At 67.9% G+C, this 20140-nt stretch carries 17 protein-coding genes; 6 read left to right on the top strand and 11 right to left on the bottom strand.

What is annotated here, in order from left to right:
- The first annotated feature begins 47 nt into the window (after positions 1-47).
- Together NVU01S_RS09355 and NVU01S_RS09350 are read left to right on the top strand one after the other, a co-directional pair.
- A complete protein-coding gene (locus NVU01S_RS09355; RefSeq protein ID WP_014988874.1) occupies positions 48-1304 on the top strand; it encodes a pyridoxal phosphate-dependent aminotransferase in 1257 nt (418 codons plus the stop codon).
- 343 nt (positions 1305-1647) lie between these two features.
- The gene (locus NVU01S_RS09350; protein ID WP_043670452.1) at positions 1648-2922 is read left to right on the top strand and encodes a YibE/F family protein; all 1275 of its coding nucleotides are present in this window, start codon (positions 1648-1650) and stop codon (positions 2920-2922) included.
- A gap of 18 nt (positions 2923-2940) precedes the next feature.
- Here the strand turns inward: NVU01S_RS09350 and NVU01S_RS09345 are convergent, their stop codons facing one another.
- Both NVU01S_RS09345 and NVU01S_RS09340 read right to left on the bottom strand, forming a co-directional pair.
- A complete protein-coding gene (locus tag NVU01S_RS09345) occupies positions 2941-4248 on the bottom strand; it encodes a DUF7159 family protein (RefSeq protein WP_338769452.1) in 1308 nt (435 codons plus the stop codon).
- A 138-nt stretch (positions 4249-4386) separates the two neighbouring features.
- Positions 4387-5709 (bottom strand): UDP-glucose dehydrogenase family protein, encoded by a 1323-nt coding sequence (locus NVU01S_RS09340; protein WP_043670455.1) that lies wholly within the window; start codon positions 5707-5709, stop codon positions 4387-4389.
- Between the two features lie 134 nt (positions 5710-5843).
- Between NVU01S_RS09340 and NVU01S_RS09335 the strand changes: the two genes are divergently transcribed.
- The 3 genes from NVU01S_RS09335 to NVU01S_RS09325 all read left to right on the top strand — a co-directional run bounded on the left by NVU01S_RS09335 (position 5844) and on the right by NVU01S_RS09325 (position 8903).
- Positions 5844-6377 carry a YdcF family protein gene (locus NVU01S_RS09335; protein ID WP_052280608.1) on the top strand — a complete coding sequence of 178 codons (534 nt, stop codon included), beginning with the start codon at positions 5844-5846 and terminating at the stop codon, positions 6375-6377.
- Between the two features lie 148 nt (positions 6378-6525).
- Entirely contained in the window at positions 6526-7755 is a 1230-nt protein-coding gene (locus NVU01S_RS09330; RefSeq protein WP_043670457.1) for an acyl-CoA dehydrogenase family protein, read from the top strand.
- Positions 7755-8903 (top strand): acyl-CoA dehydrogenase family protein, encoded by a 1149-nt coding sequence (locus NVU01S_RS09325; RefSeq protein WP_043670460.1) that lies wholly within the window; start codon positions 7755-7757, stop codon positions 8901-8903. Before NVU01S_RS09330 ends, NVU01S_RS09325 begins: the two co-directional genes overlap by 1 nt.
- Here NVU01S_RS09325 and NVU01S_RS09320 read toward each other — a convergent pair.
- From NVU01S_RS09320 to NVU01S_RS09305, 4 genes are all read right to left on the bottom strand, one after another.
- Positions 8890-9111, bottom strand: coding sequence for a hypothetical protein (locus NVU01S_RS09320; RefSeq protein ID WP_043670463.1), 222 nt, complete (start codon positions 9109-9111; stop codon positions 8890-8892). The two genes, NVU01S_RS09325 and NVU01S_RS09320, sit on opposite strands and share 14 nt — an antisense overlap.
- A 216-nt stretch (positions 9112-9327) precedes the next feature.
- The gene (locus NVU01S_RS09315) at positions 9328-9747 is read right to left on the bottom strand and encodes a PIN domain nuclease (protein ID WP_175068880.1); all 420 of its coding nucleotides are present in this window, start codon (positions 9745-9747) and stop codon (positions 9328-9330) included.
- Positions 9738-9938 (bottom strand): type II toxin-antitoxin system VapB family antitoxin, encoded by a 201-nt coding sequence (locus NVU01S_RS09310; protein WP_043670465.1) that lies wholly within the window; start codon positions 9936-9938, stop codon positions 9738-9740. Before NVU01S_RS09310 ends, NVU01S_RS09315 begins: the two co-directional genes overlap by 10 nt.
- Before the next feature lie 146 nt (positions 9939-10084).
- Positions 10085-13285, bottom strand: coding sequence for a (Fe-S)-binding protein (locus tag NVU01S_RS09305; protein ID WP_043670468.1), 3201 nt, complete (start codon positions 13283-13285; stop codon positions 10085-10087).
- A gap of 454 nt (positions 13286-13739) precedes the next feature.
- Here NVU01S_RS09305 and NVU01S_RS09295 point away from each other — a divergent pair, with 454 nt between their 5' ends.
- Positions 13740-14459, top strand: a complete 720-nt coding sequence (locus NVU01S_RS09295) for a DUF8020 domain-containing protein (protein ID WP_042258549.1) — start codon at positions 13740-13742, stop codon at positions 14457-14459.
- Between the two features lie 59 nt (positions 14460-14518).
- On the opposite strand, the gene NVU01S_RS09290 is transcribed toward NVU01S_RS09295, so the two are convergent.
- The 5 genes from NVU01S_RS09290 to NVU01S_RS09270 form a co-directional block, all read right to left on the bottom strand.
- The gene (locus NVU01S_RS09290; RefSeq protein WP_043670471.1) at positions 14519-15424 is read right to left on the bottom strand and encodes an NRDE family protein; all 906 of its coding nucleotides are present in this window, start codon (positions 15422-15424) and stop codon (positions 14519-14521) included.
- Positions 15425-15564: 140 nt separating this feature from the next.
- A complete protein-coding gene (locus NVU01S_RS09285) occupies positions 15565-16827 on the bottom strand; it encodes a S1 family peptidase (RefSeq protein ID WP_082032042.1) in 1263 nt (420 codons plus the stop codon).
- A 99-nt stretch (positions 16828-16926) separates the two neighbouring features.
- The gene (locus NVU01S_RS09280) at positions 16927-18282 is read right to left on the bottom strand and encodes a S1 family peptidase (RefSeq protein WP_043670474.1); all 1356 of its coding nucleotides are present in this window, start codon (positions 18280-18282) and stop codon (positions 16927-16929) included.
- 165 nt (positions 18283-18447) lie between these two features.
- The gene (locus NVU01S_RS09275; protein WP_043670477.1) at positions 18448-19560 is read right to left on the bottom strand and encodes a hypothetical protein; all 1113 of its coding nucleotides are present in this window, start codon (positions 19558-19560) and stop codon (positions 18448-18450) included.
- A gap of 60 nt (positions 19561-19620) precedes the next feature.
- On the bottom strand, positions 19621-20140 hold a 520-nt coding region (locus NVU01S_RS09270), incomplete at its 5' end, for a LuxR C-terminal-related transcriptional regulator (RefSeq protein ID WP_169815263.1).

Below are 20140 nucleotides of genomic sequence, written 5' to 3'. Positions count from 1 at the left end.
CAATCGGCGCGAGCTGGACGTTTATCGGCTTGCGCGCACCTGGCACCATGGGACGGGTGAGCCCCAGTCATCTACCGCATCGCCCGCCACGCGTACTCGAGCAGTCCACGAAGCTGCAGAACGTCGTCTACGAAATCCGTGGACCGGTACACGCGCAGGCGGCACGGCTGGAGGCGGAGGGGCATCGCATCCTCAAGCTCAATATCGGCAACCCGGCGCCGTTCGGTTTCGAGGCGCCGGATGTGATCATGCGCGACATCATCGCGTCGCTCCCGTATGCCCAGGGCTATTCCGAATCCAAGGGCATCACCTCGGCCCGGCGCGCGGTCGTCACCCGCTACGAGCTGGTGCCGGGCTTCCCCGAACTGGACGTGGACGACGTCTACCTCGGCAACGGCGTCTCCGAGCTGATCACCATCACCATGCAGGCGCTGCTGGACAACGGCGACGAGGTGCTGATCCCGGCACCGGACTATCCGCTGTGGACCGCGATGACCAGCCTGGCCGGGGGCACCCCGGTGCATTATCTGTGCGATGAGTCCAGCGGCTGGCAGCCCGATATCGCCGATATCGAATCGAAGATCACCGACAAGACCAAGGCGCTGCTGGTGATCAATCCGAATAATCCGACGGGCGCGGTGTATTCGGCGGAAATTCTGCAGCAGCTCGCCGATATAGCGCGCAAGCATCAATTGCTGCTGCTCGCCGACGAGATCTACGACAAGATCCTCTACGACGATGCCAAGCACGTGTCCATGGCCTCGGTCGCGCCGGATCTGCTGTGCCTGACCTTCAATGGCCTCTCCAAGGCGTACCGGGTGGCGGGGTATCGCTCCGGATGGCTGGCGATCACCGGTCCGAAGGAGCACGCGGCGGGTTTCCTGGAGGGGATCGACCTGCTGGCCTCGTCTCGCCTGTGCCCGAATGTGCCTGCGCAGCATGCGATTCAGGTGGCGCTCGGCGGTCATCAGAGCATCGAGGATCTGATCCTGCCCGGCGGGCGCCTGCTGGAGCAGCGCGACGTCGCGTGGGAGCGGCTGAACATGATTCCCGGTGTGTCCTGCGTGAAACCGAAGGGCGCGCTGTACGCGTTCCCCCGGCTGGACCCGAATGTGTATGAGATCCATGATGATTCGAAGCTGATCCTGGATCTGCTGCTGCAGGAGAAGATCCTGATGGTGCAGGGGACCGGCTTCAACTGGCCCAACCATGATCATCTGCGGATCGTCACGCTGCCGTGGGCCAGGGACCTCGCGGTGGCCATCGAGCGCTTCGGCAACTTCCTGTCCAGCTATCGCCAGTAGCTTGCTCGCCACCCTCCGGCAACGGCAGCGCCCTGGTTTCAGGCTCTAAACATACCGAATGTATGAATACATGCGAGGTTTGGAGACTTCTCTAGCGCAAACGAAGTACTTTTGTGTACAGTAGGAATCGGCACTTTCGAGTGTCCGACCGAGTTGCCTACCCCCCTGGGTTAACTCGGTCTCGGGTTCGGCCGCCTACCCCCCTGGGCCGCCAGCCCTGTGGGCGGCGGAGACATCCCCCTGCTCTCCGCCGCCCCCTCCCGAACGTCTCCGCAAGTCAGCGGCATACCCCCTCGGCTGTTTCCGGTCGCAACTTGAAAATGAAATCCTTTAAGCTCTGCGCGTGACCGATCACCACCACCATCACCACGATCACTCCGGTCCCATCGCGATCGGCGACACCGCCGCCCGCGTGGTCATCGGACTGCTCACCGTCATCGGCATCGTGGTGCTGGCAGGCGCCTTCCTGCTTTGGCCGAGCAAACAGCACATCGACATCCCGCTGCCCATGCAGAATGCCGGCGGCGGCGCGGTGCAGACCGAGGCGGGCACGGTGGTGCTGCAAGACATCGGGCCGTGCGGCAGCGCCTCGATCGGCAAGGTGTTCGTGGAGAAGCCCGACGCCCCGCGCAACAACGCCTACACCTGCCAGCGCAGCCTCATCGAGATCGAATCCGGCCCGCACAAGGGCAACCGCACCCTGCTCGAAATCGCCCCTGGCCCTGGCCAACCCGATCTGCACGCCGGCGACAAGCTGCGCCTCGTGCGCCAGACCGACCCGAGCGGCACGCCGATGTACTCGTTCGAGGACTACGCGCGTGGGCTCCCGCTGACCCTGATCGTCGTCGCCTTCGTCGTGGTGATCGTGGCGGTGGCGCGCTGGCGCGGCCTGCGCGCGCTGCTCGGCCTGGTGTTCGCGTTCGCGGTGCTGGTGCTGTTCATGCTGCCCGCGCTGCTGGACGGCAAGCCCGCCATCCCGGTCGCGCTGGTCGCGGGCGCGCTCATCCTCTACGCGGTGCTGTACCTGGCGCACGGAGTGAACCTGCGCACCAGCTCGGCCCTGCTCGGGACGCTGACCTCGATGATCGTCGCCGCGGTGCTGTCCTGGGTGGCGATCAAGATGACCAATCTCACCGGCCTGTCCGAAGAACAGAACACCAACGTCGCCACCTATATCGAACACGTCAGCATCACCGGGCTGCTGCTGGCCGGCTTCATCATCGGTTCGCTCGGCGTGCTGAACGACGTCACCATCACGCAGGCCTCGGCGGCCTTCGAGCTGGCCGCCATCGACAAGGGGGCGTCGCGGCGGGAGGTCTTCACCGCGGCGATGCGGGTCGGCCGCGACCACATCGCCAGCACCGTGTACACGCTGGTGCTCGCCTACGCCGGTGGGGCGTTGCCGCTGCTGCTGCTGTTCAGCGTCGCGGGTCGTTCCATCCGGGACGTGCTGACCGGCGACGCCGTGGCCATCGAGATCGCCCGCTCGTCCGTCGGCGGTATCGCCCTGGCCCTGTCCGTCCCGCTGACCACCGCCATCGCGGTGATGCTCGCGCGTCCGTTCGGCAGCCACGCGCCGGTCGAGCCGCCGCGCCGGGCCCGGCACGCACGGAACTGAGCTGCGGCTAGGCCCGGTCTAGCGCGGCGGGGGCGGTGGGAAGGGGAAGACCTCGGGCGGGATCGTGGGCACCACGATCGGCGGAAGTCCCGGCACGACAATGGTGTTGGGGCCCGGGGCCGGTGGCGGCGGGGGCTCGGTGGTGGCCCGGCGCGGCGGCGGCGCGGCCACCGATTCCGCGGGCGTCTCCGACGGTGTCGCGGGGGCGACGGCGATCTGCGGGTCGAGCGTGGTGGTACGCGGCGCCGTGGTCGTCGGCACGGTGGGCGAACCTTCGCTGTGCGAATCGCGTTGCAGTACTTGGGGACCGTAGCCCAGGCCCAGGCCGATCGCGGCGACCACCGCGAGCGCGCTGACGGTCAGCACCGCGCCGCTGATCTCGCGTTTGCCGCGCTTCTTCGGCGGCGTCGATAACCAGGCCGGGGATAACTCGTCGTCGAGCACCGCGCCGGGCGCCGCCGCCTCGGGCTGCACCGGCCGGGCGAGCAGCGCGGCCCCGCGGGCCACCACGGTCTCCGGGCTCTGCGGCACGATCACCGGAACGCCCATCCAGCGTTCGAGTACCTTGGCCACCAGCGGAATCCGGGCGCAGCCGCCGATCGCGAGCACCCCGTGCACGGGGCGGTCGGAGCGGGTGATCACGTCGCGCGCCATCCGTGCCGACGATTCGATCGCCAGCATGATCAGCGACTCGAAATTCTCCTGTGCCAGTAACACCAGGCCCTGCTCGCTGGGGAGCGCGACCGCGGTGTTGGTGGATAGCTGTTCCTTGGCTTCGCGGCACAGCCCGTCCAGTGCGGCCAGGCCCGCCGCGTCCGGCGGATGCGCGATCCGGCCGGAGGCGATCTGCTGTTCGCGGATCAGCGAGTCGAGGTAGTCGCCGCTGATATCGCTGGTGCGCTCGCTGTAGCGGATCTCCCGCGACTGGGTGTCCACGACGCTCACCGACAGGCCCGAGCTGCCGAGGTCGTAGACGACCAGCGAGGAGATACCGCGGATATCCCCGGTGGACTGCGCGAACTCCAGCGCGGCGACCACCTCGGGGACGAGTTCGTAATTGGTGAGCTGCTGGCGGGCCATGGCCGCGCGCACCGCGCGGGCGTGCTGCTCGCTGCGATAGGCGATCGCGGTGGCGGCGATGCCGGGCGTGGTCTCCAGCGTGACGCCGATGGCCTCGGCGGCCAACTCCTCGACCGTCTGGCCGGCGACCGGAACGGTCTGCAGATCGAACGAATGCGGCTCGACGTGCCCGTGGGGGTTCGCGGTGTGTGGTCGCGCCATACGGACAGCGCCGGCCCCCACCGAAACTCCCAGTACCGAACTCATCAGCTGCCCATCTCGTTCACACTTCACGACATGCGAGCCAGCGCGAAGGCCCGCTCCCCGGACCATACCGTCGGCGAGCGTCTGTGCATACGGCAGGACCGTACGTCCCGCCGCAGACCGCGCCGCCGCGACGCAACTCTACGGGGTACCCAGTCCGGCGTACACCCATCCGGCTTCTCGCCAAATGGCACGATTGAGACAATTCCTCCCGTCGATGATCGACCGGGACCGCACCACTCGCTCCAGATCGGCCGGACGCAATGAGGTGAACTCGTCCCATTCGGTGAGCACCAAGACTACATCGGCCCGTTCGCACGCTTCCGCAATCGAGGTGGCGTAGTTGAGCGTCGGGAACACCCGGCGCGAATTCTCCAGTGCTTTCGGGTCATACACGGTCACCACCGCGCCGTGCAGCTGGATCATGCCCGCCACATTCAACGCCGGGGAGTCGCGCACGTCATCGGATTCGGGTTTGAACGCGGCGCCCAGCACGGCCACGTTCGCGCCGAGCAGCGAACCGCCGCAGGCGCGCGCCGCCATGTCCACCACCTTGGTGCGACGGCGCATGTTGATGTTGTCGACCTCGCGCAGGAACGCCACCGCGTGATCGGCGCCGAGCTCCCCGGAGCGGGCCATGAACGCGCGGATGTCCTTCGGCAGGCAGCCGCCGCCGAAACCCAGTCCGGCATTGAGGAATCGGCGGCCGATGCGGGCGTCGTAGCCGAGCGCGTCGGCCAGCATCGTCACGTCCGCGCCGGTCGCCTCGCACACCTCCGAGACCGCATTGATGAACGAAATCTTGGTCGCGAGAAAGGCATTGGCCGAGACCTTCACCAATTCCGCGGTGGCAAGGTCGGTGAGCAGGAACGGCACCTCGGCGGTGATCAGATCCGCGTAGACCTCGCGCACCAGCTGTTCGACCCAGGCCGCGGCGTCGCGCTCCCGATCCACCCCCAGCACCAGGCGATCCGGGCGCAGCGTGTCCTTCACCGCGAAGCCTTCCCGGAGGAACTCGGGGTTCCACGCCACCTCCACCTCGGCCGAGGTGAGTGCGCGGGCCCTGGCGCCGAGCGCGGTCGCGGTGCCGACCGGCACGGTCGACTTGCCGATGATCACCGACGGACGCTCCAGCAGCGGGGCGAGCGTATCCACCACGGCGTGCACGTATTTCAGGTCCGCGGCGTACTCACCCTTCTTCTGCGGCGTGCCGACGCCGAGGAAGTGCACCTGCGCGTGTGCCGCGGCTTCGGTGTAGGACGTGGTGAACCGCAACCTGCCCGCGTCGAGATTGCGCCGCAGCACCTCCTCGAGGCCGGGTTCGTAGAACGGCACCACACCGTCGGACAGCTTCGCGACCTTGCCCGGGTCGACGTCCACCCCGATCACGTCGTGCCCGAGTTCGGCCATGCACGCCGCGTGCGTGGCCCCGAGGTACCCGGTTCCGAAGACTGTGCATCGCATGATCGATTGATAAGCCTCCCCGGTGGCCACACCACGTCACCGAGGCAAGGGTCACGGCAACGGTAGGTGTACATGTGGCGACGCAGCCCGGGTTGGCCGCCCTGACCTGCGACGACACGGCTAGCATCGACGAGATGCGACGTTTGCGGTGGGCCGTGCTCGGCCTGATCGTCGCCGTGTCGGTCGTGGCGGCGCTGTGGCCCGTCTATGTCCGGCCGCGCACCGACACCCCCGTTCCCGCCGACGCGATCCTGGTCCTCGGCGGGGCGCACGACGGCCGCGAACAGCTGGCGCTGCGCCTGGCTGCCGAAGGCTTCGCGCCCCGGGTGCTGATCTCGGATCCGTACGAGCACAGCACCCTGATCAATCGAATCTGCCACGGCAGCTACAGCTTCCAGGTGATCTGTTTCGACCCCGCGCCCCGCACCACCCGCGGCGAGGGCCGATTTCTCGCGCGGCTGGCGCGAGCCGGCGGCTGGCAGCGCGTCATCGTCGTCACCTTCACCCCGCATATCTCCCGGGCCCGCTACATCCTCGGCAAATGCTGGTCCGGCGAGCTGCTCTTCGTCGACCCCGAACCCGCGCTCTCTGTTCCGCGCTGGGCGTGGGACTACGCCTATCAATCCGCGGGCTACGTCCGGGCCTTCTTCGAGGATTGTGACCCCTAGCTGGGGTTTTATCGGGAATCAGCGCGTGCTTCAGTTAATTGCTGGCAGGTGACATCAGTTTGCTACAGTGGCGGGACACACGTAGGTCCTGTCTCGTTTCGGCTCCGGCCGATAGCGACGCACTGGTGCACACCCTCCGGGAGGGCTGATGGAATTCGACTGGTCAGCGGCCGATCTGGCATTTCGGGACGAGGTGCGGGCGTTTCTCGACGCCGAGCTGACGCCGGAGTTGCGGCGCGCCGGACGCTTGGCGACGAGCGTCTACCCCGATCACGAGGCCAGCATGCAGTGGCAGCGGATCCTGCACGAGCGCGGCTGGGCGGCGCCCGCCTGGCCCGTCGAATACGGCGGATGCGCGTGGAGCCTGACCCAGCACTACATCTTCGCGCGGGAATCGACACTGGCGGGAGCGCCCGCGCTGTCCCCGATGGGGATCAAGATGGTGGCGCACGCGATCATCGCCTACGGGACCGCGGAACAGAAGGCGTTCTACCTGCCGCGCATCCTGACCGGGGAAGTCTTCTTCTGCCAAGGCTATTCGGAGCCGGAGGCCGGATCCGACCTCGCCGCGCTGACGATGGCGGCGGTCGAGGACGGCGACGACCTCGTCTGCACCGGCAGCAAGATCTGGACCACCCACGCCACCGAGGCGAATTGGATCTTCTGCCTGGTGCGCACCTCGCGGTCGGGAAAGAAGCAGCAGGGCATCACCTTTCTGCTGATCGATATGACCTCGCCCGGCATCGAGATCCGCCCGTTGGTGATGACCTCCGGCGAACAGGTGCAGAACCAGGTCTTCTTCGACAACGTCCGGGTACCGAAAAGCAATGTGCTCGGGCAGATCGACGACGGCTGGACCGTCGCCAAATACCTGCTCGTGCACGAACGCGGTGGTGCGATGGCGCCGTACCTGCAGGCGATGGCACAGGAAATCGGCGTCGAAGCGGCGCAACAACCTGGGCCGGACGGCAATCCGCTGATCGACGATCCGGCGTTCTCGGTGCGCTTGGCGCAGGCGCGGATTCGCACCGAGGTGCTCGAAATACTCGAGTACCGCACAATTTCGGCGATGGCGCGGGGCAAGAACCCGGGACCGGCCGCCTCCATGCTGAAGATCCTCGCCACCGAGCTGAGCCAGCAGCTGACCGAACTGGCCTTGACCGCCGCCGGTCCGCGCGCACGGGTGTATCAACCGCATGCCACCAAACCCGGTGGGCCGATCGCCGAATTCACGCCGCCGGTGGACGGTTACCACAGCGGCACCGAATGGCAGGCGGTCGCGCCGCTGCGCTACTTCAACGACCGGGCCGGCTCGATCTACGCGGGCAGCAACGAGATTCAGCGAAACATCCTCGCCAAAGCAGCATTGGGGCTCTGATGGACTTCACACTCACCGACGAGCAGGAACTGCTCCGCACCGCCCTCGCCGGCTTCCTCGGCGCGCGCTATGACCTGGAAAAGAGCCGCACCGCGGTCAAATCCGGGCCGGGCTGGCAGCCCGCGATCTGGCGTGCGTTCGCCGACGAACTCGGCATCCTCGGCGCGATCCTGCCCGAGCGGGTCGACGGGATGGGAGGCGGGCCGGTCGAAATGATGGTCATCGCCGAGGAACTCGGCCGGGCGCTGGTCGTGGAGCCGTTCGTGGACACCGTCGTCGTCGGCGCCGGACTGCTGAACCGCTCCGGTGGGGAACGCGCCGACGCGGTGCTGCGCCAGATCGCGGCGGGCGAGGCGCGCACGGCTTTCGCTGCGCTGGAACCGACTTCGGGCCAGACCCTGCACGACGTCAGCACCACCGCACGGCGCGACGGCGACGCGTGGGTGCTCGACGGCGCGAAGACCGTGGTGACCAGCGCCCCGCTGGCCACGCACCTGCTGATCACCGCGCGCACCGCGGGCAATCGGCGCGACCAGCGCGGTATCTCGTTGTTCTGCATCGATTTCGACGCGGACAACCCGCCGGCCGGTGTTGCGGTGCACCCGTACCGGACCATCGACGACCGCGTCGCCGCCGACCTCACCTTCACCGATTTCCGGGTCCCTGCCGACGCGTTGCTCGGTATCGAGGGGACCGCCTGGGTCGCGATCGAACCCACCGTCGACACCGCCATCGCGGCCATCGCCGCCGAAACCGTCGGCTGCCTGCGCACCGTGCTCGCCGACACCCTCGAATACGCCAAGCAGCGCAAGCAGTTCGGTCAGCCGATCGGCAGTTTCCAAGTGCTGCAACACCGCATGGTCGACATGTATATGGAACTCGAACAAGCCATCGCCGCCACCTACCTCGCGATCTACTCGCTCGCCGCCGAACCCCCGGCCCGCGCCCGCGCCGTCGCCGCCGCCAAGGTCACCGTCGCCCGCGCCGCCCGCTTCATCGGCCAGAACGCCGTCCAACTGCACGGCGCCATGGGCATGACCGAAGAACTGGCCATCGGCCACTACTTCAAGCGCCTCACCGCCATCCAGCACGAATACGGCACCCCCGACCACCACCTCACCCGCTACGCCACCCTCACCCACCCCTGAGCCGACGATCGGCGATTTCCTTCCGGATCACTTGCAGCTCTGCCAGCACCATTCGTGGATCTTCCTCGTCGTCCAGGGCCACCGAGGTCGCGTGGATCGCCTCGTATTGCGTCCGCCGCTGTTGCTCCCGGTACGCGAGTTCTTCGGCGGCGGTGACATCATCGGCGGATGCATCTGCGGCCCGGTCGGTATGCGGTGGTCTACTCATGGCTCGATCTCCTGTCTGGGGTGAACCGCCGAGAGCTGCTCAGGGATCTTGTCGGCGCCGGTCGAGCTGGACTCGAATCCGGTTCATCGGACCGACTGGCCATTGCTCTGGCAGCTTGGCGAGATACTGCGACGGCGTACGCGGATTCGTCGATCCAGGTGGACGGATCAGACCTGCACTATCTTGATGAGCGGTCTCGGCGTCCTATCCCGAGGGTCAGCCCGTCCGCAGCCGTTGATGTGGTTGGCCGGTCACGTCCGCAATGGTCTGGTAGTCGTTGTCGACGTGGAGGACGGTCGCGCCGTGAACCTCGGCGGTCGCGGCGATGACCAGGTCGGGGATGGGCAGCCGATGGGCTCCGCGTTCGGCGAGGATGCCCTGGACGGCCAACGCCCGGTCCATGACCTCCTCGGTGACCGGTAGCCAGACCAAGGACTGTTGACCTGTGAGCTTCGCGACGTAGTCGGCGTGCGAACGCGCCGAGTAACCGATCTCCAATGCGGTGAGATGGCAGGCGGCGACCAGTGCACCTGGTTCGCCGGTCACCCTGGCGAAATCGGCCGCGGCAGTATCGTCGCGCAGTACCCACTCGAGCGCCGACTTGTCCGCGAGCATGAACAGTGTCCTCAGTGCCAAGCTCCCCTCATGGCTTCGGGCGAAAGGTCCGTCTCGCTGTCCCGCAGCTGCTGGATCATCTTCGATACCGCTCGTCTGTTCGCGACCTCCCGCAGTGCGGCGTTCACGGTCGCGACCTTCGTCTTCGTCCCCAGTTCCTCGGCTGCGAGAGCGAGGGCGTCGTCGTCGATGTCTATTAGCGTCCGCGACATCACGAACCTCCTGATATCAGAATCTCTCGATCAATGATATCAGCACGACCGGGCGGGTGATACGTAGTAACTATCGTCGGCATGGCCATAGAAGAGATCGGCCCGGGCGCGTTGGACGCCCGGGCCGATCTCGCTGTTCAGTTCGTTCAGTTCTTGCGGCCCGGGGCCTTGGCGCCGGACTTGAAGCCGAGGCCGCCTGGTTTGGCGGTGGGGGGTGTGGCTTCGCCGTTGCCGGTGCCGTTGGTGGGTTGGGGCGGCTCGGGGGTGGAGTCCTCGGCGGGGGATTCCGCGACGGGTTCGGGGTCGGCCGGGGGTGCCGGGTCGGCCGGGGGTGCCGGGTCGGCCGGGGTCGCGGGGGTGCCGGGGGCCTTGGGGCCGGGGCGCTTGAAGCCGGACTTCATGGCCAAACCCTTGGCGGGGATGGTCGGCTTGGTTTCGGTGGGTTCCGAAACCGGTTCGGCTGCGGGCGTTTCCGGGGCGGCCGGGCTCTCGGCCGCCGGAGCGGGCGCGGGTGCGGCCGGTGCCTTCGCGCCCGGTGCTTTGGCGGCGCCCTTCATACCGAGTCCCTTGACCGGCTTCGGCGCGGGAGCCGGTGCGGCGGAAGCGGACTCGGTGGCAGAGGCCGATTCGGCGGGAGCCGACTCGGCGGGAGCGGATTCCGCGGCCGGTGCCGCCTTCGCGCCCGGCGCCTTCGCCGCGCCCTTCATCCCGAGCCCGCCGGGCTTCTTGGCGAGGCCCTTCATGGCGAGACCCTTGACCGGCGGCGCGGTGGTCTCCGCGGCCGACTCTTCCGCGGCGGGTTCGGCTTTCGCGCCCGGCGCTTTGGCCGCGCCCTTCATGCCGAGTCCGCCGGGCTTCTTGGCGGGGCCCTTCATGGCCAGACCCTTGACCGGTGGCGCCGCTTCCGCGGCGGGCTCTTCGGCCTTGGCTCCGGGCGCCTTGGCCGCGCCCTTCATGCCGAGCCCGCCACCGGGTGCCTTCGCCGGGCCCTTCATCGCGAGTCCGCCGCCGGTCGGCGCGGCCTTGGCCGCCGGGGCCTGCTGCTCCGGTTCGGGTTCGGGCTCGGCGACCTCTTGCACCGCAGGCGCTTTCGGCTCCTGCACGACGGTGAGGTTCTCGGTGAGCCGGGCCGGGTCGACCCGGTCGATGGCGTCGAGCATGAGCTGGGCGACGTCGACGACCTCGACTCCTTCGCCTTCACCCTTTTCCTGCCGGGCGGTGACGCCGTCGGTGAGCATGACGCGGCAGAACGGGCAGCCGGTCGCGATCTTGCCCGGCGTCGCGCCGCCGGCGCCGGTGAGGGTGTTGAGGCCCTCGTCCACGCGGTCGACATTGATCCGCTTGCCGAGCTGCTCTTCCATCCACATGCGCGCGCCACCGGCACCACAGCACATGGAACGTTCGCCGTGGCGCGGCATTTCGACCAGCGTGGAACCGGAGGCTTCCATCAGTTCGCGCGGCGCGTTGTAGACCTTGTTGTGCCTGCCCAGGTAGCAGGGGTCGTGGTAGGTGACGTTCTGCGACACCGAGGCGACCGGGATCAGCTGCTTCTGCCGCACCAGGCGGTTCAGCAGCTGGGTGTGGTGCACCACCTCGTAAGTGCCACCCACCTGCGGGTATTCGTTGTTGAGTGCGTTGAAGCAGTGCGCGCAGGTGACGACGATCTTCTTTTTCTGCTGTTCGACGCCCTCGAACACCGAGTTGAGCAGTTCGATGTTCTGCGCGGCCAACTGCTGGAACAGGAACTCGTTGCCCGCGCGCCGGGCCGAGTCGCCGGTGCAGGTCTCGTCGGCGCCGAGCACCATGAACTTGACGCCCGCGGTGGCGAGCAGTTCGGCGACCGCCTTGGTGGTTTTCTTCGCACGGTCTTCGTAGGCGCCCGCGCAACCGACCCAGAACAGGTAGTCGTATCCGTCGAAGCTGTCCGCGTCCTGGCCGAAGACCGGGATCTGGAAGTCCAGTTCGTTGATCCAGTTGAGCCGGTCCTTGGAGTTCTGGCCCCAGGGGTTGCCCTTGTTCTCCAGGTTCTTGAACAGGCCCGCGAGCTCGGACGGGAACTCCGATTCGATGAGCACCTGGTAGCGGCGCATGTCGATGATGTGGTCGACGTGCTCGATATCCACCGGGCACTGCTCGACGCACGCACCGCAGGTGGTGCACGACCACAGCACTTCGGGGTCGATGATGCCGTTGGCCTCGAGCTCGCCCACCAGCGGACGTTCCGCTTCCGCCTTCGCGGCGTCGGAGATCTTGGCCAGCGCGGCCTCGTTCGGCGCGCCTTCGGCGTCGACCAGGCCGACCTCGTCGCCGCCCATGTCCTTGCGGCCACCGGCCAGCAGGTACGGCGCCTTGGCGTAGCCGTGGTCGCGCAGCGACATGATCAGCAGCTTGGGCGACAACGGCTTACCGGTGTTCCAGGCCGGGCACTGCGACTGGCAGCGGCCACACTCGGTGCAGGTGGTGAAGTCGAGCCAGCCCTTCCAGGAGAAGTCCTCGATCCGGCCCGCGCCGAACGTGTCGTTGTCCGGGTCGGCGGTCTCCATGTCGATCGGCTTGCCCTTGGACATCATCGGCTTCACCGCGCCGAGCGCGACGCCGCCGTCGTCCTCACGCTTGAAGTAGATGTTCGGGAACGCCGAGAAGCGGTGCCACGCCACGCCCCAGTTGAGGTTGCGGCCGACCAGGAACAGGAAGGTGCTGCCCGACATCAGCTTCACGAACGCGAACAGCGCGACCATCGTCGCGTTGGCCGGCAGCAGCTTGGCGACCTGCATGGTGAAGAAGTCGGTCCACGGGTTCGAGTGGCCGTAGACGGCGATCTTGCCCGCCTTGACCAGCACCATGCCGAGACCTTCGATCAGCACGATGGTCTCGATGATGTAGGCGGGACCGAACCGCGAGCCGCTGAATCGGGACAGCCGCTCGGGCAGCCGCGGGTGGTTCAGCTGACGGATCACGATCAGCACCAGGATGCCGATCACGGTGCCGATGCCGAGGATCTCGTCGGCCAGGTGGTAGATCGCCCAGTTGCCGATGATCGGCCAGTGGAATTCGGGATCGAAGGTCTGCCCGTAGGCCTCGAAGAAGAGGATGAACCCGGCCAGGAAGCCGATCATCACCAGCCAGTGGGCCCAGCCGACGGTGCGGAACTTCACCATGCGCGTGTGCGCCAGGAATTCCACGATCATCGTCTTGAAGCGGGGGAAGAACGGTCGCCAGCGGTCCGGCGCGCTCTGGCCGATCATGATGGTGCGCGCGATATTTCGAACGCCGCCGACGAACGAGGCCCAACACAATAGGCTGAGCGCCGTCCCAATCGTGCCCAGCGTCACTGTCAGGGCATTCATGTCGCGACCTTTCTCTAGAGAGGCAACACGAGCGAGGGCAGTCCGGCCGCCCCGGTTGGCTCGTATCCTAACCGGCGGTAAGTTACCCACCGGTAACAACCACTGTCTACCGTACGATCAGCACCTGAGCTATGCCCCATCTTCCTGGGGCTTGACGCAGAATTTACCTGTGAGGAACGTCACAAAAGGGTTGCCAATCCAACTGCATGTTCAGGTGATCACCACCGTAAACGTCGAGCGAATCGGTTCCGTCGCTAAGGTCAGGCTTAGTCCGCAAGGCGCGTAATGCATCTCGCATCTGAGCGGCCGTTCGATTACGCTCACGACGTTCTGTCTGCTGTGCCCGTCTCCGCACTGCTCGGGGAGGATCCGGGGCGACCGCCCGGATTTGATGAAGAGCTCTCGCGTGACGCAGACCGGCCGGTAGACGACCTGATGATGGATTGGAAACTGAATGAACCTCCGCAGAACCACCGCGGGTGCCGCGTTGGTCATCGGCGCGATGACCATCGGTCTCGGGACCGCGCATGCCGAGCCTGTCGCCGCACCGGCCGACTCCGGCATCAACTACTCCGTCAAGCTGGTCGACAAGACGGTTGTCGCGTCGCTCAAGGGGGGCACCTTCTCGGTTACCGAGCAGGACGGAGCGACCGCCGAAGATCCCAAGCTCAGTGTTGCCAACGTGCGTGACGGTCAGGGCAACACTCTCGTGTCGTTCCCGCTCGAGGTCGACGTCGACGGCACCCTCGTCCCGGTCAAGACCGAGGTGAAGAAGGACGGCACCGTCCTCGAGATCACCCCGCAGAAGCCCGAGGGCCTCGTCGTCACCGGCAAGCCGGTGGCCGCACGCCCGTCCGTGGCGCAGGACATCGCCTCGCCGATCGAGAACCAGCGGGCGCAGAACGAGTTCGCCAGCAAGTTCGGCATCGCGACCGCGATCGGTGGCTTCATCGGCACCGCGATCGGCGCCGTCGTCGGCTTCTTCCTCGGCCTGCCGATCTTCGGTGTCGGCGGCCTGCTCGGCATCCCGGTGGGCGCCGGTATCGGCGGCATCCTGGGCACCATCATCGTCGGTGGCCCGGCGCTGGTCGCCGCGGGCCTCGAGCTGATCAACACCATTCAGGCGCCGGACGGCACCACCCAGTGGGCCGACAAGCCGCAGCCGGTGAAGTAAGTTCTTTCGGTTCCATCGACTCGGCCCGCTCTCCTCGGAGGGCGGGCCGAGTCGTCGTTTCAGGCGGGCATTTCCAGCGTGCCGCGCATCGACACCGTGCCCTTCGGTCGCCCGAACCGCCCGAAGGTTCGCTCCGCCATCTCGAACGAGCCGTCCTCCCGCACCAGTAGCACCGTGCTCGCGCGGGTGCCGTGCACGCCGTCGGCGATGAACCGGGACGAGAGCCTGCGCTCCATCCGCTTGGGCACGCCGGTGTCCGGCAGTTCCGCGTCCGCGGCGCGAGTGCGGTCCGCGAGCACCTCGAAATAGCGCGCCACCGCGCCCGGCTCGGACGCCACCACGGCCCGCAGGTCGGCTACGCCGCTGCGTACTTTGGGCCAGATGGGCTGTGGGGTGGTCAAATCCGTGTCCTGTGGGTTCGGCCCTACCGAACTGACGAACGGGGCGTTGGAGAGGCCGTGGAAGCCGGGTGTGAGTTCCCGCGGCGGCGCGGCGCTGCGGTTCGAATGCCACCACAGCGCGTCCAGGTCCGACACCACCAGGTTGTAGCCGTTGTAGTCGTCGGGTGCGGCCGCGACGTCGAGGACGTATTTCTCCGGGCCGGGGAAGTCGGCGCCGGAGCGCCGCTGCGACGAGCCCCGCAGGAAGTCCATCAGCAGCGCGCCGCGCGAACGGGCGTCGGCGCGCTCGTCTTTCGGGTTGCGCACATTGGTCACCGTCGCGAATCGGTTGGGGCGCAGCGGCTCCTGCTGATCCGGCGCGGTGGCGCCGAGCCCGAGCCAGGTGCCGGGCGGATCGCCCGCGGATTTGTTCTTCGCGCCCAGATCGCGACCCGCGAGCAAGCCGGGCAGCTCCGGCCACCAGCGCATGGACTCGGTCGGCCGGGTATAGAACTCGTCCCGGTTGGCCGCGACGATCAACCGATACTCCGGATGGGCGCGCCAGCCGATCAACACCAAACACATGCAGTCCAGGATGCCGCAACGGTGCCGGGCACAGCATCGCATTCGCCGCCGGAACGGGCTGGCAAGGCCAGTGGAAAGGCGCCCGGGACAGCGAAAAGGCCGGCCGCGCGAACGCGGCCGGCCCTTCCGTCGGGAAAAAACTAGTTGGTGCGCAGCTTCAGACCGGGGTTGTCCGAGAGCACCACGTGCACCGGCTGCGCGAACAGCTGCGGTGCGTTGCCGGTGAGGGCGCCGATCAGGTTGGGGATCTCGCAGATCGGGTAGTCGGCCACCGACGACGCGCTGGAGATGCCGAGCGCCAGGCGGCCGGTCACGATCGGGCCGCCGCTGTCGCCGGGCAGCGCGCAGATGTTGGCCGAGAAGGCCTGGGTCAGCTCGCGCTCGCCCACCTGCACGGTCTGGTCGACCGCGTTCACCACGCCGCAGCTGAAGCCGGTCCGCGAACCGGACTTGCAGACCGGCGCGCCGACGACCGGGGTCGCGACGCCTTCGATCCGGATGGACGCGGCGCCGGGCACCCGAACCTCGTTGTTGCTGAAGCGATCCCGGGACTGATCGGCGATCCGCACGATCGAGTAGTCCTGCTCGCCGAGCACCGACTTCTGGAACCGGCCGAGCTCGGTGCCGAGCCGGTCGCCGTTGAGCTCGTGGATCCGCGCGGCGTTGTCGTTGCCCGCCGACGGCAGATCCGGGTTGCAGTGGCCCGCAGTGACATTCACGATGTTGCCGTTGCGGTCGGTGCCGTTGAAGCCGAGCGAGCAGCGCAGCGAGGTGCGGCCCGCGACCGAGGCGTAACCGTCGCCGCCGGCCAGCACACCGGTTCCGGCACCGGCGATTTCGCTCCCCTGCGGCAGCGTCGCCTGCTCACCGGCAACCGGCGGGGCCATCACGATGACCCGGGACGGATCGATGAAGTTCGGCATCGGCAGGCCGATCTTGTCGACGCGCACCGCGATGCTGTTGTTGACGGTGTCGACCACGACGCCGCGCACCAGCGAGGAGACCGCCTCGGGCTGGCCCTCCAGCCACCGCTCGAACGCGCTCTTCTCACCACGCAGCGCGGTCTCGCTCTTGGCCACGTTGCGCACCTCGAAACCGGCGGACTGCGCGGCCTTTCGGGCCTCGTCGGCACCCGGCCCCTGCGCCAGCGCCACGACCGCCTTGCCACCCTCGTCGAGCCACGAGCCGCCGAACACGGCGGGGTACTGCCGCTGGGCGGTGGTGGCGAACGCGGCGACCTGCTGGGCCACGTCGGCGCGGTGCAGGTACTCCTCCGGCGAGATCTTCAGATCACGGGCGATCGCGCTGACGAGCTCTGCGGGCAGGTTCGGCGCGGGATCGGGTTGTGCAGACGCTACTGCCGTCGGTCCGAACAGCAGTATCGCCGCCGAAGCGGCGATCACTGATTTTCGGACCCGGGTCTGTCGCGCAGCTGATCGGAGATGACCTATACGTGGCAGGAGCATGCCCAGACTATATGGGCTCGAGCCCGCTATGCCTACTTATACCGAGCCTCGGGTTCGCACCGAGATGCCGCTGCCGACGCCGCCGCCGGACGAGGCGTCGATATCGGCCAGGATCGGCCGGATCGGAATGCCGAGGCTGGCGGTGCCGCCGTACTGCGCCAGCGCGATATTGGCCTCGTTGCAATCGGGGGCCTCGGCCGCGTTGGAGCCGCTGGTGATGCCGAGGGCGAGCGTGCCGGACACGATCGCGCCGCCGCTGTCCCCGCCGAGGGTGCAGGCCGAGCTGGCGAAGCCGCGCACGACCTTGCTCTCGCCCTCCGCGGTGTAGAGCTGAGTCTCGACCCGGTCGGCCACCACGAAGCCACAGGTGAAGGTGGAGGACTGCCCGGTCTTGCACACCGGCGCGCCGGTGATCGGGTCGGCGGTGCCGGTGATCGACAGCGTGGTGCCGTTGGCGCCGCGCACGGTCGGCTGGTCCATGCCGGCGCGGACGGCGCGCTCGTTCAGCTTGATCACCGAGTAGTCCAGTGCGCTCTGCCCGCCCAGCTTCGCCTGGACGAACGTGCCCAGCTCGGGGCTGGCCGGGATGTCCTTGACGTTGGGGAAGTAGACGGTGGCCGTCTGGCTGTCCTTGCCGACGTTCGGATCGCAGTGTCCCGCACTGATGTTCAGCGCGTTACCGGCCGCGTCGACGCTGTTGAAGCCGAACGAGCAGACGTCGACGCCCTTCAACGAGGCGTCGCTCAGCGGGATCGGGGCGCTGATGTAGGTGTCGCCACCCATCGGCCGCCGCTCCACCGCACCGCCGCTGCCGGGCGAGAGGATGACCTTGACGTTGGCGATCAGGGTCGGCAGGTTCAGCAGGTGGCCCGCGGGGGTGTTGGCGACGCTGAGTACCAGCTGGCTGTTGAGGAAGTCGATGGCGACCGAGTTGATCGCCGTCGAGATCTCCCGGGGCAGACTGGTGATCCACTGGTTCAGCTGCATCAGCGAACCCTCCAGCCCGTCCGCGGAGACGGGGGCGAGCCTGGTCTGGTAGCCGTCGGCGGAGGCGATCTTGGCGGCGTCGAGCGAGGTGACCGCGACGATGGGCTTGCCGTCGGTGCCGATCCACGCGCCCGCGAACGCCTCGGGACGCTCGGAGCGGAAGTCGCGGGCGTAGTCGCGCAGTTGCTGTGCGCGGGCGGCCCGGTCCAGGTATTCGGTCGGCGTCATCTTCAGGTCGCGCGCGATGGCCTGCGCCAGTTCGGGCGGCAGCGTATCGGCGGTGAGCTGCGCGGGTGTGGCTGGCGCCGCCGCGGCGGTGGTCGCGCCGAGCAAGGGAGCGAGGAAAACGGTCGAAGCGATAGCGACAGCTTTGACCGCGGCGCGGCGCGCCACCAACTTGCGCATGAAATCCCTTCGTGGCACGCAAGTGCCAGCTAAATCCGCGGCAACGGGCCTGGAATCCGTTGGCTCACAGTCGTCCTCCAGCAACAGACCGAGCGCCGGGAATTCATCCGACAACACCGGTCAGCGCATCACTTTAAGGCACAAACCGGGGAAGGGCTCTACTAATCACCGACTGCCCGGTATCTGCAGGCCAGGGATGGACGGGATCTCCGGCAACGGCTGGAACGGCGAGGACTTCGACGGCTTCGGGCGCGTCGTCGGTGTCGGCGTGGTCGTCGGAGCTTCGGTGGTCGGCGGCGGGGGTGGCGGAGGCGGCGGCTCGCTCGTTTCCGGCGGTGTGGTCGCCGTGATGGTCACCGGCGGTTCGGTGGTCGGCGGGGTGGACGGCACGGTCGGGAAGTTGACCGGCGGCGCGGCCGGGGTCGGGCTCACCGTCACCTGATCGGATTTGGCGTCGCGCAGCGGCGGCACCGGAGTGTCGCTCTGCTCGCGGAACAGCACGGCCACCGCGAAGCCGCCGAGCACGAGCCCGATCAGCGCCGCCGCTCCGATCAGCAGCGACAGCTGCTTGCGGTCCTTCTTCGGTGCCGGCTGCGTGGGCTCGGGTTGTGGTTCCGGCTCCGCGGCCGCGGTCGTCGGCAGCGGCTCGGCCAGCGGGATGGCCGCCGAATACGCCTGCGGCTGTGCCTCGGACGCAGGCACCGCCGGAATGATCACGGTGTCCACCGTCGAGTTCTCGGCGTGCGTCGGGTCGGGCGGTGTGCTGCCCGCGGGCGTGGACAACACCGCGGCCAGCGCGGCGCGGGCGGCGTCGTAGGCGTACGTGCCGCCGGGCTCCGCGGTCCCCGCGCTCGGCAGCTCGGCCTCGCTGACCAGCAGCACCGAACGCAGTCCGAGGTAGTCCAGCGCGTCCCGCAGCGCCTGGATGTATTCGCGGGGCCAGTCGCCCGGATGCGTGGCGTAGAACTCGGCGGCGCCGTTGAGATATTCGGCCGTGAGGTTGATCAGGCAGAACAACGCGGTCGCGACGAGGTCTTCGGCCCGGTAGGCCTCACCGTCGTCGACCGCGAGACCGGCCGGATCGCCGACGGCGCGCACGAAGCCCGTGATCGCGTGGGCGTTCCCGTCCGGCGGCGCTTCGCCGAGTGCGGCGTCGCCGTCGTCGGACATGTACAGCACCGACTCGCGGACGATGAGCAGCGGCTCATCGCCGCTGTCGGTGACGATCGCCGCCGTGCACTCGTCCTCGGCGATGCGCAGGCCCACCCCTGTGGCCATCCTCAATACCTCGCTTCGGCGTCCGGCTGACGAATCCGCACTCTGTGCACCAGTGCTGGATCACACCAGCAGTGAGCCGTGTCCCATGGCACGGAGCATCGACAATAGCTCCGATCGGGACCGCGCACCGATCCGGCGTCGAATACGGGCGACATGATGCTCCACGGTCTTGGCGGAAATGTACAGACGTGCGCCGATCTCACGGTAGGTGAGGCCGAGTAACACCAGTTCGGCGACTTCGCGTTCGCGCTCACTGAGGATCGCGGCCGGCTCCCCGATCGCCGGATCGGGGACGGGCGGCGTGCCCTCCCGCACCACCGGCTGCGCGGGCGCGACGCTCGGTTCCTGCGGCTTCGCGTCGGCGCGGACCGTACGGGCCAGCTTGAGCAGTGCGGTGGCGGTGGCCGAATCGGCGGCGCCGAGCGCGGCCTCGCTGGCGAGACGGGCGGCGTCCCAGGTCATGCCGATCTCGCTCAGCCCGGCCACGGCCGTCGCCACTGGTGCCGCCGCGACCTGTCCGCGCAGCACGAGCACCCAGGTGCGGCCCGCGTCGGCGAGGATCGCCGCGTGCCGGTCGCCC

The organism is Nocardia vulneris (genome assembly GCF_001613425.1).
In the GTDB taxonomy this organism is placed as follows: Bacteria; Actinomycetota; Actinomycetes; order Mycobacteriales; family Mycobacteriaceae; genus Nocardia; species Nocardia vulneris.
This window is presented reverse-complemented; position numbering and strand designations above follow the sequence as displayed.

Bases quoted from the DNA above. Each gene is read 5' to 3' on its own strand.
- NVU01S_RS09355 (WP_014988874.1), top strand. From the start codon at position 48: ATGGGACGGGTGAGCCCCAGTCATCTACCGCATCGCCCGCCACGCGTA.
- NVU01S_RS09345 (WP_338769452.1), bottom strand. From the start codon at position 4,248: ATGAGTTCGGTACTGGGAGTTTCGGTGGGGGCCGGCGCTGTCCGTATG.
- NVU01S_RS09340 (WP_043670455.1), bottom strand. From the start codon at position 5,709: ATGCGATGCACAGTCTTCGGAACCGGGTACCTCGGGGCCACGCACGCG.
- NVU01S_RS09335 (WP_052280608.1), top strand. From the start codon at position 5,844: ATGCGACGTTTGCGGTGGGCCGTGCTCGGCCTGATCGTCGCCGTGTCG.
- NVU01S_RS09330 (WP_043670457.1), top strand. From the start codon at position 6,526: ATGGAATTCGACTGGTCAGCGGCCGATCTGGCATTTCGGGACGAGGTG.
- NVU01S_RS09325 (WP_043670460.1), top strand. From the start codon at position 7,755: ATGGACTTCACACTCACCGACGAGCAGGAACTGCTCCGCACCGCCCTC.
- NVU01S_RS09320 (WP_043670463.1), bottom strand. From the start codon at position 9,111: ATGAGTAGACCACCGCATACCGACCGGGCCGCAGATGCATCCGCCGAT.
- NVU01S_RS09310 (WP_043670465.1), bottom strand. From the start codon at position 9,938: ATGTCGCGGACGCTAATAGACATCGACGACGACGCCCTCGCTCTCGCA.
- NVU01S_RS09305 (WP_043670468.1), bottom strand. From the start codon at position 13,285: ATGAATGCCCTGACAGTGACGCTGGGCACGATTGGGACGGCGCTCAGC.
- NVU01S_RS09295 (WP_042258549.1), top strand. From the start codon at position 13,740: ATGAACCTCCGCAGAACCACCGCGGGTGCCGCGTTGGTCATCGGCGCG.
- NVU01S_RS09290 (WP_043670471.1), bottom strand. From the start codon at position 15,424: ATGTGTTTGGTGTTGATCGGCTGGCGCGCCCATCCGGAGTATCGGTTG.
- NVU01S_RS09280 (WP_043670474.1), bottom strand. From the start codon at position 18,282: ATGCGCAAGTTGGTGGCGCGCCGCGCCGCGGTCAAAGCTGTCGCTATC.
- NVU01S_RS09275 (WP_043670477.1), bottom strand. From the start codon at position 19,560: ATGGCCACAGGGGTGGGCCTGCGCATCGCCGAGGACGAGTGCACGGCG.